Source organism: Flavobacterium franklandianum (assembly GCF_007097365.1).
Taxonomy (GTDB): domain Bacteria; phylum Bacteroidota; class Bacteroidia; order Flavobacteriales; family Flavobacteriaceae; genus Flavobacterium; species Flavobacterium franklandianum.
The window spans coordinates 26,522-48,391 of sequence record NZ_VJZR01000002.1 but is presented as its reverse complement, the minus strand read 5'-3'; the positions used below and the strand labels follow the sequence as shown (position 1 = coordinate 48,391).

At 35.0% G+C, this 21,870-nt stretch carries 14 protein-coding genes; all 14 read right to left on the bottom strand.

Annotation, left to right across the window (positions count from 1 at the left end; genetic code table 11):
- Positions 1-172: 172 nt before the first annotated feature.
- Positions 173-2,290 (bottom strand): capsule assembly Wzi family protein, encoded by a 2,118-nt coding sequence (locus tag FNW17_RS02680; RefSeq protein WP_144070809.1) that lies wholly within the window; start codon positions 2,288-2,290, stop codon positions 173-175.
- 15 nt (positions 2,291-2,305) lie between these two features.
- Positions 2,306-3,049, bottom strand: a complete 744-nt coding sequence (gene deoC / locus FNW17_RS02675) for a deoxyribose-phosphate aldolase (protein WP_144070808.1) — start codon at positions 3,047-3,049, stop codon at positions 2,306-2,308.
- 23 nt (positions 3,050-3,072) lie between these two features.
- On the bottom strand, positions 3,073-3,459 hold the full coding sequence (locus FNW17_RS02670) for a VanZ family protein (RefSeq protein WP_144070807.1): 387 nt from the start codon (positions 3,457-3,459) through the stop codon (positions 3,073-3,075).
- Positions 3,452-3,832: a glycine cleavage system protein GcvH gene (gene gcvH, locus FNW17_RS02665; protein WP_144070806.1), complete on the bottom strand. Its 381-nt coding sequence runs from the start codon at positions 3,830-3,832 to the stop codon at positions 3,452-3,454. Before gcvH ends, FNW17_RS02670 begins: the two co-directional genes overlap by 8 nt.
- 104 nt (positions 3,833-3,936) lie before the next feature.
- Positions 3,937-11,094, bottom strand: a complete 7,158-nt coding sequence (sov, locus tag FNW17_RS02660) for a T9SS outer membrane translocon Sov/SprA (RefSeq protein ID WP_144070805.1) — start codon at positions 11,092-11,094, stop codon at positions 3,937-3,939.
- 36 nt (positions 11,095-11,130) lie between these two features.
- Positions 11,131-11,712 carry a Holliday junction branch migration protein RuvA gene (gene ruvA / locus FNW17_RS02655; RefSeq protein WP_143390680.1) on the bottom strand — a complete coding sequence of 194 codons (582 nt, stop codon included), beginning with the start codon at positions 11,710-11,712 and terminating at the stop codon, positions 11,131-11,133.
- Positions 11,713-11,800: 88 nt separating this feature from the next.
- Positions 11,801-14,086, bottom strand: coding sequence for an NADP-dependent malic enzyme (locus FNW17_RS02650; RefSeq protein ID WP_143390681.1), 2,286 nt, complete (start codon positions 14,084-14,086; stop codon positions 11,801-11,803).
- Positions 14,087-14,238: 152 nt separating this feature from the next.
- Positions 14,239-14,670, bottom strand: a complete 432-nt coding sequence (locus tag FNW17_RS02645; protein ID WP_144070804.1) for a CBS domain-containing protein — start codon at positions 14,668-14,670, stop codon at positions 14,239-14,241.
- A 428-nt stretch (positions 14,671-15,098) separates the two neighbouring features.
- Positions 15,099-15,653, bottom strand: coding sequence for an REP-associated tyrosine transposase (locus FNW17_RS02640; RefSeq protein ID WP_143390683.1), 555 nt, complete (start codon positions 15,651-15,653; stop codon positions 15,099-15,101).
- Positions 15,654-16,109: 456 nt separating this feature from the next.
- Positions 16,110-17,051, bottom strand: a complete 942-nt coding sequence (gene queG, locus FNW17_RS02635) for a tRNA epoxyqueuosine(34) reductase QueG (protein ID WP_143390684.1) — start codon at positions 17,049-17,051, stop codon at positions 16,110-16,112.
- A 2-nt stretch (positions 17,052-17,053) separates the two neighbouring features.
- The gene (locus FNW17_RS02630; RefSeq protein WP_143390685.1) at positions 17,054-17,407 is read right to left on the bottom strand and encodes a four helix bundle protein; all 354 of its coding nucleotides are present in this window, start codon (positions 17,405-17,407) and stop codon (positions 17,054-17,056) included.
- A gap of 198 nt (positions 17,408-17,605) precedes the next feature.
- A complete protein-coding gene (gene ruvB, locus FNW17_RS02625; RefSeq protein WP_143390686.1) occupies positions 17,606-18,628 on the bottom strand; it encodes a Holliday junction branch migration DNA helicase RuvB in 1,023 nt (340 codons plus the stop codon).
- Between the two features lie 93 nt (positions 18,629-18,721).
- Positions 18,722-20,512: a cytochrome c oxidase subunit I gene (locus tag FNW17_RS02620; protein WP_143390687.1), complete on the bottom strand. Its 1,791-nt coding sequence runs from the start codon at positions 20,510-20,512 to the stop codon at positions 18,722-18,724.
- A 31-nt stretch (positions 20,513-20,543) separates the two neighbouring features.
- The gene (locus FNW17_RS02615) at positions 20,544-21,695 is read right to left on the bottom strand and encodes a cytochrome c oxidase subunit II (RefSeq protein ID WP_144070803.1); all 1,152 of its coding nucleotides are present in this window, start codon (positions 21,693-21,695) and stop codon (positions 20,544-20,546) included.
- Positions 21,696-21,870: the final 175 nt, after the last annotated feature.

Sequence of the window (21,870 nt, the reverse complement as noted above, 5' to 3'; positions counted from 1 at the left end):
ATTCAAATTTATAAATAACACAAATAAAAATTAAAAAAATAAAATAAAATACACTCAATTGAAAATCAGCTGGATGAATTAGATCAATCATATTATTTAGCACTATTCATTTGTTAAATTACACATGGTCTATATTGCAAAAAGTCTTTCTTTAACAAAAAATTTTAAACCTCTAATAATCAAAATACCAATTAAACACATCCGAGCGAATGCCTAAAGAAAACCAAGTGGTGCTTTCGTTAAAGACTGTTGCCGTGTTTTGATTTGGGTTGAAGTTTCTGTAAATAAAACTGCCAAAAAGTTTCATATTCGTCATTGGATTTACCAAATATCCGGCTTGTAAATCGGTGATAAAAATATTGGTTTTATTTCCTTGTCCTACTTTCACACCGGAATCATACGGCCTATTCACATCATAATCTTTGTAGATATTTCCTCCATAATTAAATGTGTTTTGAGTAGTGTCATAATCCAAACCTTTTGTCCCAATAGTAATTTTTGCATCGGCATAAAGTCGGCCTTTGTGGTAACGCCCTATAACAAGAAGCTCTTGAAAATTTCCTCCCCAAGGATGCCCAATATTTTGATTATTATGTCCGTAATTAGTAATCGGCACGCTATGCGAATACACATAAGGACGCACGTGATTGAATTCGAATTGCAACAATAAATTATCCACTTTAAAGGCATTAAAATATTTCACACCCAATTGATACGCAAATTTATTTTTCCAACTATTCGATTCGTTCTTCACTTCACCAAGCGAAAATTCATCTAAAAGAAATTGACCATAAAACGTCACATTGTTGTTCCATTTGAATTTAGAACTCAAGCCCAAAACTGCATTTCCAGTTCGAGCCGATGAAGTAAACTCAACTGTACGATAAAAAATAATTGGGTTTACAAAATGCACATCAAAACCCCGATTATTGGTATCTGTCCAAATTACAGATTCAAATAAACCTAGATTCCATCGATTCGTAACATTCAAACTCAAATAATGGTTCGCCATATATTTGGTCGCATAGGTTCGTTCGAGAGTTACTTCAGGACGCACATCTTTGAGCCACATATAGGTATTTGTGTATTTTATTTTCCAGAAATTAGTGTTAATTTTAAAATAAGGATACGGACTTGCTCCATCACTTTCGAATATGGAACGGTACCCATCGCCAATAAAATTTCGTCCATAACCCAATTGCAAATCGACGAATTTTGCTGGAGCAAAAGTCAAATTGGCATCAGCCGAGGGAATATCATAAGCATCCGTCTTGAAATCTTTAGCGATTCCAATTCCAGGAATGATGGCCGGGTTTCCACCTGCAGGTCTAATAGACTCGGCATAACGGTTGTAATAATCTGCAAAACGACCTTGACTTTCATAAATGGTTGTAGTGAAATTTAGTTTAGGACCCAAGCCACCACTCAAATTTATTCCTCGTGTGTTGATGAAGGTATCAACTTGATTTTTGCCGGAAGCAGTTCCCACTTGCAAATCGAAAATTGGATTTAAAACAAACCAATAGTCTTCCCCTTGAATTTCGACCAGGTTTTCGTTCCATAATTTTCTCGCCCACCAGCCAGAAGCTTTTTTCTTTATCTTTTCGTTTTCTGCAGCAAGATTGTAATATTTGGCCACTTCTACATAAGTATATGGCTTTGAAGCGGTATGATTATTAGCTCCTACCTGATTCATTGCTGGGTCAAAATGAGCATAATAACTGTGTGAAAACGGCACATTCAAATGGCTATTGTACTGTGGATTATTGAATTTTTCATACACAATACTATCTAATTCCGTAAGTTGCTTAGGAATTGCTTTTGTAGATTCGGCTACAACTAAAGCTTCAGAAGCCAATTGTTCTATACTTTTCAAAGGTATTGCAATGGTGACGTTGTACTGAGAAAAAGTAGGGTTTCCGTTGTAAGTTGATGGTTTAATATTTGGGAATTTTGCAAAAACTCTTTTCGTTTCTTTAATCAAAGCATCATCGACAGCGTTTACATAAATCACTTTGAAAACTCCGTTTTTATCGACTTCGAAAAGTACTTTTACATTGCCTTTAAATTTATTTTGAACCAAGTTTTCAGGAACTACAAAATTTTGGAAGACGAAATCCTGCACCTCATTGTAGAAACATTTTTCTAATTCTTTGGACTGCAAATTCTCGCATTTTGGAAAAACAGGAAACTGCTCTGCAGAAAAAATGGTCTTTTTACTATTTACATCTTGAGAAAAAGCAACAAGAGTGCTAAGAGACAAAAACAACGTCAGTAATCCTTTTTTCATATTGTGTTTTTGATTTTAGTAACCGCCTTCTGTTTTTTGCCCATTTGCAATAGCTTTGGCTCCAGAAGTGCCAATTCGTTTTACACCCAATCGAATCATTTCGACTGCTTCATCATAGGTTCTCACTCCACCCGCAGCTTTTACAGGAAGTGGATTGGCATTTTCGAGCATTATGATAATTGATGAAACTGTAGCGCCGTTTGGCAAATTATTTTCTGTTTTAAAAAACCCTGTTGACGATTTTACAAAAACCGAAGCATAATTCTCTTCTTTAAAATTAGAAATAACAAGGTTTTTTATTAAAGCCGAAAGCTGAATAATTTGCTTTTCGCTAAGTGCTGCCACTTCGATAATCCATTTTACAACTTTGTTATTGGCTAAGCCTAATTGGGTACACTTTAAAATTTCTTCTTTGACCAAATCCACATTTCCAGCTTTGAAAGCTTCGTAATTACAAACAAAATCTAAATCATCGGCTCCATCTTGAATCGCTTGAGCTGCTTCGACAAGCTTAGCTTCTAATCCTGCTTTTCCTTCTGGGAAATCGATTACAGTTCCTATTTGCACCACAGAATTTGCATCTGTAATCATTTTGCTTGCTAATGAAACCAAATCCGGTCGAATCATAATGAGTTTAAAATTCTCATCGATGGCTTCTTGAATAAATTCTTTGACAATAATTGTATTCTCAGCTTCAGTTAGTCCTGCTTGTGAGGGTGTTTTTAAATAAGTCGAATCTAAGTATTGCTTAATATTCATTTGTTTAACTTGTAATTTGTGAATTAAATTCTATCTATTAACCCATTGTAGGCATTCACCAAAATGATTAGGAATGCTGCAAGAAAAGCTCCCAACAAATTAGCCAAAACATCCAAAACGTCTGCTGTTCTGGTTGTTGTAAGATATTGTTGCATCAGCTCGATTGCTATGCCAAAAACTAAGGAGATAATTAATGTTACAGCTAAAAGATTAATATTATTTGAAATCTTAAACTTCTTTTTTAAATACAAAAACCAAAGCATTGTAAAAACAAAATGAAAGACAAAATGAATAATTTTATCAAAGTTTGGTATTTCTATTTGTTTGATTTCATTGGCGTTTTTCAAACACAAATAAATAATCAAGCCACTCCAAAATATAGCCAAGTATAAAAAAATCGTTTTACGCACCTATCAATTCTTTGTAAGATTCACTCGAAAGAAGAGAATCAATTTCGGCATTATTTGCAATTTTCACTTTTACCATCCATCCATCTCCATAAGGATCAGTGTTTACGCTTTCTGGCTTGCTTTCTAGCGCATCATTAAACTCTATAATTTCACCCGAAAGAGGAAGAAACAAATCTGAAACTGTTTTTACGGCTTCAACTGTTCCAAAAACTTCATCTTTTTCGAGAGTTTGGTCTAAAGTTTCTACTTCAACATATACAATATCGCCTAATTCTTTTTGTGCAAAATGAGTAATTCCTACTGTTGCAACATCACCCTCAATGCTAACCCATTCGTGATCTTTTGTGTACTTTAAATTTGCTGGTACGCTCATATTATTTTAGATTGCAGATTGCAGATTTTAGATTGCAGATCTTGATTTTTTTCAAAAGTATTATTTCTAATTTTATTATTATACTGATTGTGATAAAACTTTAATTAATTTCCGAAATTATATCGCATTGTAAACCCTGAACGAACATTTGTCAAAGGAAAAGAAGTTGATACAACAGCTTGCGAAAAAGCATGATCGTAATAGAAAATAGCGGTTAGATTTTTACTAAAGGAATAATCGGCAGTCAATTTCAATGACCAAATGTCTTGTCCACCTGCCAATTGATTGTTGTCGTAATCTAAATATCGCACGATCGTTTTATTGTTGCGATAGGACAAATCCGCTTTTATAATGACGTCACTTTTTATAATTCCAGTAGGATTATCGGCAAGGCTCGAAGAAAAAACCACGTCTTTTATACGATAGCCCATTCCTACTACATATTCTATTCCTTTGACTTCGGTCAATAAATTGTTATCAAAACTCATCGATAATGCTCGGTCTTTTTTAATTTCAGTAAGAATTTTTAATGAATTTTTCAATTCGAAATCCATTCGAAGTAACGGGTTAAATTGCTCAACCAAATTGACATTAGACATAATGGTTTTGTTATAGAAATTGCCGCTTAAATCAACTCCATTTGGATTTTTATCGTATTCGAAATTAGATCTAAAAGCATTTATAGTATACGAAGCCCTATAGTTTTGTTGTAAAGAGAATCGTTTGAAATTCTTTTTGAAGAAATCAAAACGCATCAAACCATTGTACTTGATAGACCAGTTGGGCACCGGAAAGCTTCTGAAAATTCCCGTAGAAACACTTGAAGCATTCTCACCAGAATAGGCTGCTAAAAAAGCAGGTAATAATACCGCCTGATTGTTTTTTCCAAATCCTTTTGGATAACCGTCGGCATCAATATTGGCAGGATTAGTTAGATCGACTCCTTTTTCTGTTGCCAATCTATTTGCAACCAACAATCTATTGCTTCTAAAGTCGTCAAATGCAGCTGAAGAATTCTCATCACTAGTAGAAAAAGAGGTTTTGATTAAAATAGTCGAAATAGAAAACATTCCATAATTGTAAGGTGATCTAGGGTTATAATCCAAAACCCCATCATTATTGATGTCCGAAACATCATATTGTTCCGAAAAGTTTTCAGAATACGATCGGTCTAAAGACAAGTCAATTTTTAAATCAGGTAATAAATCGATATTAACCGTTGATTTAAATATCTCATTGGTAACTTGCGTATAATTTTGGTTAAAATCCTGATAGGATGTAAGCCATCCCTGTTTGGCGGCTTCGTATCGAACATCGTCTTGGCTTCCAAAAATAAATCCAAGGGTTGGTTTTGAGGTTCCAAAGAATCCAATTCCTGGTGTATATCCTGGCAGAACTGTACCGCTGTTTTTGGTGTAATTTGCTTGAATGGTTTTTACGCTGGTCAAAACTCCTATTAAACCATTCATGAAATTATTCGTTTTTGGTGTCAAAACATTGGTATCAATCAGTTTTTCGCCTGGTTTTGGAGCCGCAGTTTTTGGTTTTGCTTTTAACTGCGCTTTTTTAGTCAGTCCGATATATTTATAAAACAAATCCATATTCATATTGGCATTCAAATTATGAGAAATGGCATTTTGAACTGTATTCCCTAAATTATAAGAAGTCCCTTCAATTTCTATATTAGACAATGCGACTGAAGCACGCTGCCAGCTGTAGTCTCCTGTATACGAATAATTTGCTTTTATAAAACTAAATACGGGTATTTTGTCTAATGGAATTTCATAATTCAAGACCAATTGTTGCATGTGTTGATTGGCTTGTCCCACATTCAAATAACTATCCCAAATGGTTAAATCATCAATTGGAACATTATCGGAATTCATATAATTTTTTACAATATTATTTGAAGATGCGGTATAATTGAATTTCAAATTTTTAGTCAAATTATAATTGAATCCATAATTGTAATTAAACGCATAATTTCTTCGGTACATTGGATCTAATCCAATTCCTTGTACATCTACTTGTCTGAATTGTTGACGGTTGTATTGTCTTAGAATATTAGTGTTAAAATTGATATTCGTAGGCAAATAATTGAAATTGAAGTCACTTAATGCTTTCCAATAAGCACTTTTTTTGGTGAATTTTGATTTCTTAAACGGCTCGATTGGTTTAGGCTGAAAACTAAAAACATAATCAACTGCTGTATTGGCTTCTTGATTTGTAAATTGTTCGATTTCATAATCGTGGTGTTCAACTTCATTAAAAGATTGAGAAAAAGTAAAATTTTCTATATCGTAAATCCGCTGCTTTTGCTCCTCTCCTCTATCTTTTCTTACTCCAATAAAATTGATGCTTTTTCTTTTTGTGTAATCAACAGCTCTACTTTTGATGTTATCTCTACTGGCTACATCGGTAGTATTGTCTAATAATTGTTTTAATTTAATATCCACATTAAATGGATCGTATTCTGGAGTAATTGTTTCTTCTCCAATAGCGAAATTAAACGGCAGATTGATTCTCCATTTCGGTGGTAATAACTTTCCTAAACTAAAGTTGGTAACAATATTATATTGTTGAGTATCTTCACGATTTCTATCGTTTGGCCCTTGTTCTATGCCACCAAACCCGATGGTGCTTTTTCGACCTGCTGCCGAAACAGTGGCAAAATCAGCAAAATTAGTATCAACATTCAATACGGCTGCCATCCCTTTACTATTATCCATATCGGCAACACGCAACTCATTGAACCAAACTTCTCCTTTTATATCTTGATGGGGTTCATTGCTTTTTACTCCCAACATTAAAGTTCGAACCATACCAAAATTAGGATTTCCTTTGATACCCAACCTCAATTTATTGGCTTTTCCTACTAATGAAGGATCAAGTTCTTCTTCGTTTTGATAATAGATTCCGTCCGCTGGCAAAGTGCTCGGGTCAATAGTCATCGCTTGAATTTTCAACTGCGTCAGTAATGACAGTGCCAAATCTATTTCATTATCGGCTGGCCAAACTGTTTCTGAACTTAAAGCAGCACAATTTGCTCCAATTGAAGAGGCTGGTTGCGTTACTTTTAAAGGGATTTCTATTTGATAAAAATTCTGAGTAAAGTCATTTCCAAAACGGATAAAACCTACCATTTGATCGTCATTAAGAACCATTTCGTTTGGTAAAGATTCAGCGTGCAAAAACATTTTTAACTTGTTGAATTGTCGCATATCGACACTTACGTTTTTGAAAACGGCCCTCGAATCCGCAGGCTCCAATCCATCTCCCGAAACTCTTAGTGACAAAGATTGCTCATTTTGATTAATAACCGTATTGCCGCTATACAATTGTTCTTGTTGCACTCCCGGAGGTATGATATAATTTATAGGACATCTATCATTATTTTCTTGAAGATTTACTGCCAATACATCCAAGTTTGTTTTGTCATCGGCTGGGTTGGTGTCGTTTGGATCCAAGGTGTTTGTATATCTTCTCCAATCGCCTCTAACTAAATCTAAAGCACCAAAACGAACGGTAACTGTATCGCTAAAACCTGTCATAAACATTCTCATAAAACGAATGGATCTAAAATCGGATATATTTCCGATGGTGTTTTCAGGTTGAGCAACAGGAATTTTAAACTGAATCCACCTAGCGTCAGTTACTTGCCCATTGTCCATTGTAATTTGAGTGTTTCTAACATCGGTAATGTAATTTTGCCCAACGGTCATATTGGGTCTCATATCAACACTGTATTCATAATAGGCATTGATGGTATTCATCGTATTGTCCCTGTTGATGTCTTCTACATCTGGTTCAGATGTTGCTGCTCTATTGGCATCATTTATATCAACGGCAGAGTTTCCTTCTACTCCATTATAATCTCTATATCGATCAATAATCCCTCCGCTTGCATTCAAATAATAGGTGTAATCATCTGCCGAAGGATCGGGTTGTGAAGCGTAATTAGTATAAATAGCTGCTTCTTTAGAACCTGGCAAACCGTCTAAACCTAAATCTTGATTGGTTCGGTTTGTGGCATTGACATCAAAGGCATAAATTAAAGATTGAGAAGCTGGAACATCTCCCCAAAGCGGTTGTGGGTTTACTTTTACTTGATCTGGACCCAATCCGTTTTCATATTGTTTTCGTCCGTCTTTCAAAATATCTTCGGAGATTTCTCCTAAATTGAAATAAATTTTTCCTGTATTTGTTGTTGGAATTTCGCCTGCGCCAACATAAGGATCCAAAACCCAAAACTGAATGTATTCCACATTTCCTTGTTCGAAATTGGTTGAATTTAAAGACCGCATTATTCCACCAAAATTATCTTTGGCACTAGTAGAAACATTCAAAGCATTATTATACATACCTCTTTCGGTCGGATAATAAGTCAAGTCTAAAGTGTTCACCACTTGGGATTGTCCTTGAGCAATATCAGTAAGCGGATATAATTCTTCACTAAAAATTCTTCTAGTGGTATTTAAAGACAAATCATCATTTGAAATTCCTGAGGGTTTTGAAGTAAAAAAAACAGGGTCGATGGTGTACCAAGATAATTTAGCTCTTTTGAATCCATAACTCAAGTCGTTGGCATTCGCATTAAAATTATAGAGACTTTCAGCATCATTCATAGGAGTTGAGGACAATTTCCAAGCAAATGGTGAACGCATATCGATTGTGGATTGCGAGCCTTCAAAATCATCTACATAAATGGTTGATTCCCCTTGAAAACTATTTCCTTTGGGATCATCTGGTTCCAAAAATGCAATTTCACCTCTCACCGAAAGATTGGAAGGCACATCGGTATCCATATTGGGTAATTTGTTTACTAATCGGGTGAAAAACGGAACTTCCGTTGCATAATTTCCGTTGAAACCAAACATACTATTGTTTACAGCTTCTTGGCCAAAGCTAGATTTTTGGGTAAATGGTCTTTCATTTAATTTTAAGAAAGTGGCACCCAATAAAAATTTATCTGAAATTTGATGTTCTACATATACTCCGAAAAAACGTTTGGTTTGTTGACCAAAAATGGAATTGTTTTCTAATGAAACACTAATTGGCGTATTTGATGCTTGAAGAGATGGATCCAAAATTTGAACTCTCCCTAGTTGATAATTGACACTATAATCAATTCCTTCTACCAAAACTCTTCCGCCAGCTGTAACCACTACAGAACCTTTAGGCACGTTGAAAGCTCCAATCGGAATTCCATCACCACCTGTAGATTTGTATTTTCCTCTTAATAGGAATTTGTTTTTATCACTGTCTTGCAATGCTCCGGCTTGTGTATTGGCATACATACTTCGGAACACATATTTTCTTTGATTTGCGTTATAGGTAGTGCCATCTTTGTAATCTTCCCCAGCTCCATTAGACAATTTCGAGAATAACAATTCTCCAAAAGGCTCTTTGGTAGTAAATATAATTCGACCGTTTTGCGTATCAATCGTTAAGCCTTGCATAAAATCGAAGAAACCATCACCACCAACTTGTGGGTCATTATTAAAATTCAATTTATCTAAATTGAATACTTTCAATAAAGGTGTTTCGTCCACTTCATTACCTTGAGTTGGATTTGGCGGAAAGCTGCTTCCAGTTACGGGTTGAATATAATTTAATGGCGAAGGATCACTATAAAGAATATTGAATCTAAAATTTTCTTGTTTCAATTGATACGCTCCCGGAATTTGATAAATATTTTTCATCATCAAGTTCCAAACTGGATTTTTAACATTGGTCAAGTTACTTTTCAACATTTTCAAAACCAAACTTTGTGAAATAATGGCTTGATCGGCAGGCGTTGTTCCGGTAACAACTGTAGCATCGACACCGTCATTACCAAATTCTCCCACTTGATACACTTGATCACCAATGGTGTATTGATAGGCAACGGCAAGAACTTCATCATTAGCTAGGCGTTGTTGTAACGAAATATATCCCAATTGGGGATTGAAGGAATATTCGTTTGACGTTAATTTTCTAGCATTTTCCAACTTAGAATAATCGGCTCCTTCATTTACAGTAGCATTAAATCCAGAACCTGAAGTAGCTATTTCACGAATATTTTTGTTCAACAAACCAGTTCCTGCATCTATTTGTGCTGGATCATAATCGTTGTTGGTATTGTCAGATGGCGAGTCAATAGGATTGTTAAACATTCCTGTAGATGGGTCTAAAACTACTATTTCGCTGTTTTGCAAACCCGATAATTGCGCTTCACCTAAATCTTGAAGTGCAATGATATTTCTAAGGTTGTTATTGGTGGTTGTAACTCTGTTTTGTCTATTGGTTACCCAAATTTCTAACCTTGTAATTTGAACTCTACTATCTATAAAAGGATAGTTTTTCAAAGCTGAGTCGTATTTATTTCTAAAATATTGCGAAAGGAAAAAGTGTCTGTCATTGTCATAATCAAGCGCAAACATATCAAAGTCTTGAATCGTTCCACCACCTTCAGCAACTACAGTTTTGGTCTCCGATTTTTGTTCTGAGAAAACACCTGTTATACTGGTTTTTCCAAATTGCAGTTTTGTTTTCACCCCAAAAAGACTTTGCGCACCTTTAATCAAAGAGCTATTCAATGGCATACTTACGTTTCCGACTTCAATTTTTTGAATGATGTCGTCATCTGTTGGTGTGTATTCTAGCTTGATTAGGTTTTGGAATGCAAAAGTGGACTGCGTATCATAATTGACATTTACATTGAGTCGGGTTCCCACTTTTCCCATCAAACTCATACTAATTCTTTGATTAAAATCGAAAGCAATCACAGATCTATTTCTTGGAGAAAAGGCAGGATTATCTTGTTTTGTGTAGCGTAAACCAAAATCCATTTCGATAGAACCAGTCGGTTTTATATCGATAGTATTGCTTCCGAAAATGGTTTCGAAAAGTCCAGATTTTATGTAATATCGTGGTAATAAATCTTTTTTGGCAACATCATTTTCGCCTTTTTTCCCATCTATGGCATCCAGTTTTTCCTTAAAATAGTTGCGCATCGATTCTTTTCTGAGTCGGTCTTCATATTCCTTTGGAGACAAAATAGAAGGGTAACTTGCGGGGAAGCCTCCCACAGTTTTCGATAATATGTACATTTCGGTAACGGGGTCGTAGGAATACGCTTTGACAACACTTTGCGGATCTTTAATATCAATTTTTCCAGTTGAAAATCCAGTTGTAATTGTATCCTGAGCTGCCGGATTTACTTGAGCTTGTGATGCAAAGCCACAAAATAATAGTATTAAAAACGCACAAATTTTATACACGTATAGATCCTTTTTAAAATAGTGTAATTTCAACTTTTATAAGTTTTTTAAAGCCTGCTTGATAATAAATTCAACGGAACTGTCTGGGGCATCTTTAATAATTTTTTCTACAACTCGTTCTGAAGATTTCCGAACAAAACCTAAAACCTCCAAAGCAGATAACGCTTCATCTCTATTTGTATTGCTTTGTGACATCGAAACTTCGTCTAAATCATATAGTTTTAGCACTTTTTCTTTCAAGTCGAGTATGACTCTTTGAGCTGTTTTACTGCCAATCCCTTTAATAGATTGAATCGTCAACACATCGCCGGAGGCAATTGCATTTGTAATTTGTTTGGGATCTAATGAGGACAACATGGTTCTGGCAATGCTTGCACCAATTCCTGAAACCGACAATAATAATTTGAAAATTTCTCTTTCTGATTTTTCTACAAAACCAAATAAAGTATGGGAGTCTTCTTTGATTTGAAGATGGGTAAACAATTTGATAAAATCAGTAGTTGGAAGTAACGAGTAGGTATGCAACGAAATATTGACGTGATACCCTACTCCACCACAGTCTATTACTACTTGAGTTGGTGTTTTTTCTACTAATTTTCCCTGTAAGTGCGCTATCATACAATGCTTTAAATGTGTCCAAATATAACAAAACTTATATAAATTTTTGCCAAATTTATATAAGTCCTGCTTTAAAGTAAAAAATAATTTATTTTTTAACTTTTCTCTTTTCTAATTCTTGTGCATCAATTACTGCAATTGCAGCCATGTTTACCATTTCTTCTACACTTGCACCCAATTGAAAGATGTGAACAGGTTTCCCCATTCCTAACATAATTGGTCCAATAGAATCTACTTTGTTTAATTCTTTTAAAAGTTTATAGGTAATATTTGCAGATTCTAGATTTGGAAAAATCAGGGTGTTTACTTTCTTTCCTGCCAGTTTAGAAAAAGGAAATTTGGCTTTCAACATTTCAGGATTTAAAGCAAAATCAGCTTGGATTTCACCGTCAATAATCATTTGAGGATGGTGTTTGTGTAAGTATTCTACAGCCTCTCTCACTTTGGTTGCGCTATCATTTGTTGAAGACCCAAAATTAGAATAAGAAATCATGGCAATTACAGGAGGGACTCCAAATAATTTAGCCACTTTGGCTGTCATTATGGCAATTTTAGCCAATTCCTCAGCCGTTGGATTTGTGTTAATAGCGGTGTCGGATAAAAACATTGGACCTCGACTGGTCATCATCAAATTGGTTGTAGCGATTAGAGAAACTCCAGGTGCTTTGTCAATAAGTTGCAACATAGGTTTTACTACAGATGGATAACTTCTAGAATAACCTGACAACAAAGCATCTGCTTCCCCTTGATTGACCATCATTGCTGCAAAATAATTTCTTTCGCGCATTAAATTCTGTGCGTCAAACAATGAGATGCCTCTTCTTTGTCTCGATTTCCAATAGGCTTTTGCAAACTTATTTTTTCTAGTAAGTTCCTCTGGAGTTTTTGGATCAATAATTGGAACATCGGCATCAAAACCAAGTTCATTTTTCAATTCCAAAATGACATCTTTTTTTCCTAGTAAAATAGGGAATCCAATTCCTTCTTCATAAACAATCTGTGCTGCTTTTAGTACATCCAAATGATCTGCTTCGGCAAAAACTATTTTTTTAGGGTCGGTTTTGGCTCTGTTAATCAGCATTCGAACCATTTTATTATCACTTCCCATACGATCGAAAAGTTCACTCTCATATTTTTTCCAATCTAGAATTGGATTTAGAGCTACTCCTGAGTCCATTGCGGCTTTTGCTACAGCTGGAGCCACAACCGCTATCAATCGAGGGTCAAATGGGGATGGAATAATATAATCACGACCAAAAGTCAATTTTGTTGCTCCATAAGCAATATTTACTTGTTCAGGAACTGTTTCTTTAGCCAAAGCAGCGAGGGCGTGAACAGCTGCCATTTTCATTTCTTCATTTATTTTTGTAGCACGAACATCTAATGCTCCTCTAAAAATATAAGGAAATCCAAGAACGTTATTCACTTGATTAGGATGGTCTGAGCGACCTGTAGCCATAATGACGTCTTTTCGGGTGGAAATAGCTAGATTATAGGCAATTTCTGGATTAGGATTTGCCATTGCAAAAACAATTGGGTTATCAGCCATTCCTAATAACATTTTTGGTGTCATAATATCTCCAGAAGATAAACCTAAGAATATGTCTGCACCAACTAAAGCTTCTTCTAGATTCATTGGTTTTTTATCCGTTGCATATTTTAATTGCATTTCGGACAAGGCAGAATTGTCTTTTGTTAAAACACCCTTACTATTGAACATTAAAATGTTTTCGACTTTAAGCCCAAGTAAAACATACATATTGGCACAAGCCAAAGCAGCTGAACCAGCGCCAGAAACTACCATTTTTAAATCTTCGGTTTTTTTTCCTGCTAATTCTACCGCGTTTATTAATGCTGCCGACGAGATAATTGCTGTTCCGTGCTGATCGTCGTGCATCACCGGAATATTTAATTCTTCGACCAATCTACGTTCTATTTCGAAAGATTCTGGCGCTTTTATATCTTCAAGATTGATTCCCCCGAAAGTGGGCGCTATGTTTTTTACGGTTTGGATGAATTCTTCTACATCTTTCGTTCCAACTTCAATATCGAACACATCGATTCCAGCAAAGATTTTGAACAACAATCCTTTTCCTTCCATTACTGGTTTTGATGCTTCGGGCCCAATGTCCCCGAGTCCTAAAACTGCTGTTCCATTTGATATTACAGCAACAAGATTACCTTTTGAAGTATATTTATATACATTGTTAATGTCTTTGGCTATTTCTAAACAAGGTTCGGCTACTCCGGGTGAGTATGCTAAAGAAAGATCTCTTTGGGTTGCATGTTTTTTTGTTGGTACAACCTGAATTTTTCCAGGTGTTGGTTTTGCATGATATAATAATGCTTCTAATCGTTTGCTATTCTTATCCATTGTTTCAAATTAAATTCTGACACCCAAAGATAGCAGATTTACATCAAACAGGGGCTTTTTTAAGCTCCATTTATTTACAAAAATGGATTTTTCTGTAATAAAAAAAATAGCTGCAAAATTTGCAGCCATTTCAACTATTCTTTGATAATAATCTACGATTTTCCATTAATATAGGAATCTAAATAATTTATCGTTTCTTTTTGTAAATCTATTATGGATTTCACAACATCTCCAATAGAAATAATTCCGATAATAGTTTCATTTTCTAAAACAGGTAAGTGCCTGATTTTTTTTGTGTACATTAATTCCATACAATAATCCAAGTCATCACTAGGTTTTACGGTTATCACATTGCTTGCCATAATTTCGTGTACCAATGTTTCTTTTGAGGATTTATCTTTCAAAGCAATTTTTCGAGCATAATCTCTTTCGGATAAGATTCCCTTCAAAATAGTGTCTTCTACTACTAAAATAGCTCCAATATTTTTATCACTCATACTAACTAAAGCCTCGAATACTGTGATCGAAGGCAGTACTGAATACACTTCTTTTCCTTTTACTGCTAATATTTGATTTACTGTCATAATAGAATAAATTAATTTGAAGTTAAAATTAGGAAAAAAAATTAATTAACCAACATCCTATTTGAATATTTAATTAAAACTATTCTTAATGAAAATTTAAAGTGTTATTGATTTAGAAAAGGGAGCTAAATTTCTAAAATTATAATTTTTGTCACTCATTCAAAAAATCTAAATTTCTAATTATCCCAGAATATTTTGTTCAAACAACAACGGTTGTTAGCTTTCTAAACCCGATTTCTCGAAGTCTTCAAAAAAAAGTTCCTAAAAATCAGGGGATGCTGTGCGAATGTCTCGCTCGGATATGCAAAATAGTCCTTGTATGGATAGCGCAGAATTGCATTCTGTGCTATACCCGATTGCTCGGATATGTAAAATAGCCCTTGAGTGGATAGCGCGGATTTGCAATCCGTGCCCACTTCAATAATCCACTAAAACAAATCTAATAAAATTACTTCTAATTCATAATCTAATCCTGCATAATTTCTTGCTGAACTAAAATAATAATCTTCTGGAAGAGTTACAATTTTTTCTTTTACTGGGTTGTTGTGGATATAATTTATTTTTTGTTTGATGAACCAATTACTTTCAACAATTTCAGCGTGATAACCTCCTTGCCACACTTTATATTTTTGGTCTTTTTTGAGATGTTCACAAGACTTTTGAAAATACTCCAACATCCATTCTCTTCGACTCTCAGGCTCTTCTTGTATGGTTTTTAGTATTTGTTTAGAAGTGAATTTCTTGAAATCACGCATAATATCAGATAAAATAAAACCATCTGTCCCTTTGCATAACAAATGCAAATGGCTAGACATTATACAATAGCCGTAAATTTCTAAACCTTTCTTTTCTTGGCAATGTTTCAATGCATTGGTAATAACGTATTTTTGGTTCAATCTCGTAAAAACATCTATCCAACCTACTGTTGTTATGGTTATAAAATAAGCTTCGTCTGTAGTTGTGGCTTTATATTTTGTTGACATATTTTTGTTTTAAAAATACGAAAAAAGCTATACCGTTTTGATATAGCTTTTTTTGATTTGTTTTGCTTGCTCTCGTAAGTGGGCAAAGAATGCGATTCTGCGCTATCCGTTGACGAGAAAAATTACTGCATTTCCGAGCGATCGGGTGCTATCCGTTGACGAGAAAAATTACTGCATATCCGAGCGATCGGGTGCTATCCGTTGACGAGAAAAATTACTGCATTTCCGAGCGATCGGGAAAATTGAGGTGGTTGTAAATGATCCACGCTGACCGAAGTCTTCTAAAACCAAAAGGTCTTAAAAACCGGGGATGCTTTGCGAATGTCTCCGACTCGGTCAGCAACACCGAGTTTTCATAACGTTTGTTTTATTAAGGAACACTTGCAATCTGGAAAAATCTTATAGCGTTATTTAGGGAAGAAAATAAAATATGAAATGTTAATGAAATAACATTAATTACTCATTCAAAAAATCTAAATTTCTAATTATCCCTGAATATTTGGTTCTTTTTAGGGGAGAATTTTTAAAAACAGCTTTAAAAGTTTCTTCAGTAAGTTCAATCCAATCTTTTTTGGACATAGAAAGCACTTCTTTATTCGAATTGAAAAGCGGTTCCTTATGTGGTTTCGAAAAGCGGTTCCAAGGGCAAACATCTTGGCAAATATCGCAACCAAAAATCCAATCATCGAATTTGCCTTTCATTTCTGGCGGAATGTTTTCCTTGAGTTCGATAGTAAAATAGGAAATACATTTACTTCCATCAACTACATACGGGGAAACAATTGCCTCCGTTGGACACGCATCAATGCAAGCAGTACAAGAACCACAATGATCGGTAGTGGCGTGGTCGTATTCTAAATCTAGGTCGATAATCAATTCTGCAATAAAATAAAAAGAACCCACTTTTTGGGTCAATAAATTGCTGTTTTTGCCTCTCCAACCCAAACCGCTTTTGGCTGCCCAAGCTTTATCAAGAACTGGTGCCGAATCTACAAAAGCTCTTCCTGAAACTTCACCAATAGTTGACTGAATCGAAAAAAGTAATTCCTTCAGTTTTTCCTTGATGACAAAATGATAATCTTGTCCGTAAGCGTATTTTGAAATTTTGTATGAATCCCCATTTTGAAATTCGGATGGATAGTAATTTAATAAAAGGGAAACCACACTTTTGGAATCATCGACAAGCAACGTTGGATTCAATCTTTTGTCAAAATTGTTTTCCATATAGGACATTTGACCATTCATTTGGTTGTTTAGCCAATCTTCCAATCGGGGTGCTTCTTCCTCGAGAAATCCTGCTTTAGATATACCACATGACAAAAACCCGAGGCGTTTGGCTTCGGCTTTTATGAAGGATGTATAGCGGGAAGCGGGAAGTTGGGAGCGGGAAGTTGCCATTATTACTTCAATTTAGTTTTAAAAGCAATAGTCATATTCATCAAATCAAATGAATCTTTATAAAGTCTATCAAAAACGTCTTCATTTATGTAGCCTCTTCTTTTTGCTTTATACAAACAAGTAACAACCTCGGCTAATGATCTTACAGAATAACCTAAAAATCTATTAAACTCAGCATTAGATTGCTCTATAGAACCTTCAGAAATATTCAAAGCAACAGAGTCCGAAGCTCTTAAAAGTTGTGAAGAGAGATTGTAGATTTCATGCTTTGGGAATTCTTTAATTATAGTATTAATATCCTCTCCAAAATCCATTGATTTTTGCCAGATAATTAATTTTTCGAATTTAAAACTCATACGTTAGTTTTTTGTTGGGAGCTGGAAGATGGAAGTTGGAAGTTGGAAGATGGAAGATGGAAGATGGAAGATGGAAGATGGAAGATGGAAGATGGAAGTATATTATAGAAAATTAAAAAATTTACGCATCTCACCTTCCTACCTCTTTCTTACTAATCGCCTCTTCCCGCTCCCTGCTCCCAACTTCCATCTTGTTACCTAAAAAAGTCCGCCCTGAACGTTTGTTTTCACTTTACCTAAATGCTTATATGCTTTTTCGGTAACTTCTCTTCCTCTTGGCGTTCGCATAATGAATCCTTCCTGAATTAAGAATGGTTCATAAACCTCCTCAATAGTTTCACTACTCTCAGAAACGGCTGTTGCTAAAGTAGATAATCCTACTGGACCTCCTTTGAATTTATCGATTATGGTGGTTAGAATTTTATTATCCATTTCGTCCAAACCATGAGCATCAACATTCAATGCTTTTAAGGCGTAACGAGCAATTTCAATATCGATAGTTCCATTTCCTTTAATTTGAGCAAAATCGCGTACGCGACGCAATAATGCATTAGCAATTCTAGGTGTTCCTCTGCTTCGTCCCGCAATTTCGATGGCAGCTTCCATAGAAATAGGCATTTTGAGGATTGTTGCACTTCTTTCGACAATTGTCGTTAAAAGTTCTGTCGTGTAATATTGCAAACGTGATGAAATCCCGAAACGAGCTCTCATTGGTGCGGTCAACAACCCGGAACGTGTAGTTGCTCCAATTAAGGTAAACGGATTCAGATTGATTTGAACCGTTCTGGCATTTGGTCCAGATTCGATCATAATGTCAATTTTGAAATCTTCCATTGCCGAGTACAAATATTCTTCTACAATTGGACTCAAACGGTGAATTTCATCAATAAACAAAACATCTCTTTCTTCGAGATTGGTCAACAAACCTGCTAGATCTCCTGGTTTGTCTAAAACGGGTCCAGAAGTGATTTTAATTCCAACTTGCAGTTCATTTGCTAAAATGTTTGCTAAAGTAGTCTTTCCCAATCCCGGAGGTCCGTGAAAAAGGGTGTGGTCTAGCGCTTCGTTTCTTTGATTCGCAGCTTGAACAAAAACTTTCAAGTTTTCGAGTATCTGTTCCTGTCCGGCAAAATCATCAAATGACAATGGCCTTAACTTTTTCTCGAGGTCAAGTTCTTCTGGATTGTAACCGTCGTTTGTTGGGTCTAAATTTTCATTCATTTTACAAATATAACAAAGATATAAGTAAATAAAAATGCCTTTCGACCTCGAAGTTTCGAGAGAAAGGCATTTTGTATTTTATAAAACTAAAATTTAGTGATGTAGAACTTCTTCGCCATCTTTCATCGGAACATTTTGTGGCACAAAATCCTCCTCATGAGCTGGATTACTATAATCATACGGCCAACGGTGAACTTCTGGAATTTCACCAGGCCAGTTTCCGTGTATGTGTTCTACAGGTGCTGTCCACTCTAAAGTATTTGATTTCCATGGGTTTTGAACTGCTTTTTTACCGTAGAAAATACTACTAAAGAAGTTGTACAAGAATACCAATTGGAATATTCCACCTATTAAAGCAAAAGTAGTTATAAGAACATTTACATTTTGTAAATCATCGAATAATGGAAAGTTAGTGTTGGTATAGTAACGCCTTGGTAAACCAGCTAGCCCGATGAAGTGCATTGGAAAAAATACTCCATAAGCACAAACGGCAGTTACCCAAAAGTGAACATATCCTAAGTTTTTGTTCAACATTCTTCCGAACATTTTTGGAAACCAATGATAAATTCCAGCGAACATTCCGTAAAGAGCAGAAATACCCATTACCAAGTGAAAGTGTGCTACAACAAAATAAGTATCGTGAACATTGATATCCAAAGTACTGTCTCCAAGAATAATTCCTGTCAATCCACCTGTGATAAAGGTAGAAACCAAACCAATGGAGAACAACATTGCAGGATTCAGTTGCAAGTTTCCTTTCCAAAGTGTTGTGATGTAATTAAATGCTTTTACAGCAGAAGGAATCGCAATCAACAAAGTGGTAAAGGTAAATACAGATCCTAAAAATGGATTCATACCCGAGATAAACATATGGTGTCCCCAAACTATGGTCGATAAAAATGCGATTGCCAAAATAGACATAATCATCGCTCTGTAACCAAAAATTGGTTTACGAGAATTGGTTGCAATAATTTCAGAAGTGATACCTAAGGCTGGTAAAATAATAATATAAACTTCAGGGTGTCCTAAGAACCAGAATAAATGCTCAAACAATACTGGAGATCCACCTTGATAATGCAAAACTTCACCAGCAATATAAATATCTGACAAGAAGAATGAAGTACCAAAACTTCTATCAAAAATTAATAATAAAGCAGCAGACAATAAAACTGGGAACGAAATAACTCCAATAATTGCTGTTACAAAGAAAGCCCAAATTGTTAATGGTAATCTTGTCATCGACATTCCTTTTGTTCTTAGATTGATTACCGTTACAATATAATTTAACGACCCCATTAATGAAGCTGCAATAAATATAGCCATAGAAACCAACCACAATGTCATTCCCGCTCCGGAACCCGAAATTGCTTGTGGGAGCGCACTCAAAGGAGGATAAATTGTCCACCCAGCATTTGCAGGTCCAGCTTCGACAAATAACGAAGAAAGCATAATAACACTTGACAAAAAGAATAACCAATAGGAAATCATGTTTAAAAACCCTGATGCCATATCTCGTGCACCAATTTGAAGTGGAATCAACAAGTTACTAAAGGTCCCGCTTAATCCAGCAGTTAAAACAAAGAATACCATTATGGTTCCGTGTATCGTTACTAATGCCAAATAAATATCATTAGCCATAACTCCATTTGGAGCCCACTTATCACCCAACAATACATTGAATATTTTGAATGACTCTTCTGGCCAAGCTAATTGCATTCTAAAAAGCATAGACATTACTACTCCAACAACTCCCATAACAATTCCTGTAATCAAGTATTGTTTAGCAATCATTTTGTGATCTATACTAAAAATGTATTTAGTTATAAAAGTATCTTTATGGTGGTGTTCGTGTTCGTGTGTATGTTCTTGAACTTCTGCTGACATATCTGTTTACTTTAAATTTTTCTTGAATTAATTATTTCATTACTACTTTAGCAATAGCCGCAGTGTCTTTTGCTTTTATAGAATCTGCACCAAGTCCACCTTCTACTGGTTTAGAAGCATTAGCAGTCTTTACTTCTTGAACGATAGTTGGCTTATCACTCAACCACTTTTTAAAATCTTCTGGAGTATCTACAATTACTTTCATTTGCATATTGTAATGAGAGGCTCCACAAATTTTATTACAAAGCAATAAAAAATCAAAAGTGTATGGATCAAGAGCTGCTTGACCATTGGTTACAAGTATTTTACTTTTGGCAACACGCAAAGCATTAATATTTTTTACTTTTTCTACCATAAAAGGCATTGCTCTGTATTCATCTGTGGTATATACAGGTTCGAAAGCAAATTCGGTTACCATTCCGGGAACACAATTCATTTGAGCCCTAAAATGTGGAAAAAAAGCAGAGTGCAAAACATCTTGAGAACGAATTTTGAAATGTATTTTTTTTCCAATTGGGATATGAAGTTCTTTAACTACAATATCGTCTTGAGCATTTGGATCAGCTAAGTCAACTCCTAAAGTATTAACACCTTCTATCAATCTTACATTCGCTTTTCCCAACACATTGTCGGTACCTGAATATCTTGCAGTCCAATTAAATTGTTGTGCATACAATTCGATTTCAATAGTATCTTCATTTTCATCAACAAACATAATATCTACCCAAGCATACAAACCATATCCAATTAAAAGAGCTAAAACAACAGCAGGAATACCACTCCAAATCACTTCTAATCTATTACTATCTGCAAAGAACAAGGCTTTATTCCCTTTTTTTCCTCTGTACTTGAAAGAAAAATAATGCACCAATACTTGAGTAATCGCTTGTACTAAAAATATTAGTACCCAAGTGATATTCATCAAATTATCAACAGTTTCACCGTGTTTAGAAGCTGAAGTATGCAGCACTAATGGCCCCCATTTTATTAATCCATAGATTGTAAAAATATAGATAAATGCCAGAAAACCGAACATCAAATAGCCTTGAGTGTTATTATCACCGTCATTTGCTACCTGAGAATCATCTTTATCACCCACCTGAGTCAAATCGAATATCTTAGTCAACTGCCATAACGCAATAGATAACAGAACTAAAACTAAAATTACCAACAAAATCTCCATATATAAATTACTTTTTAATAATTAACACCCGAAAATAATAATAAAAAACTACCATTTAAAAAATGACAAATGTCATATTTTCGCCAAAAATAACAAATTTAAACACACTAGCAAAACAAAATGAATTTATTGATTAAAAATAAATTTACATTCTGGAATAGCAAAAAAGGGACTC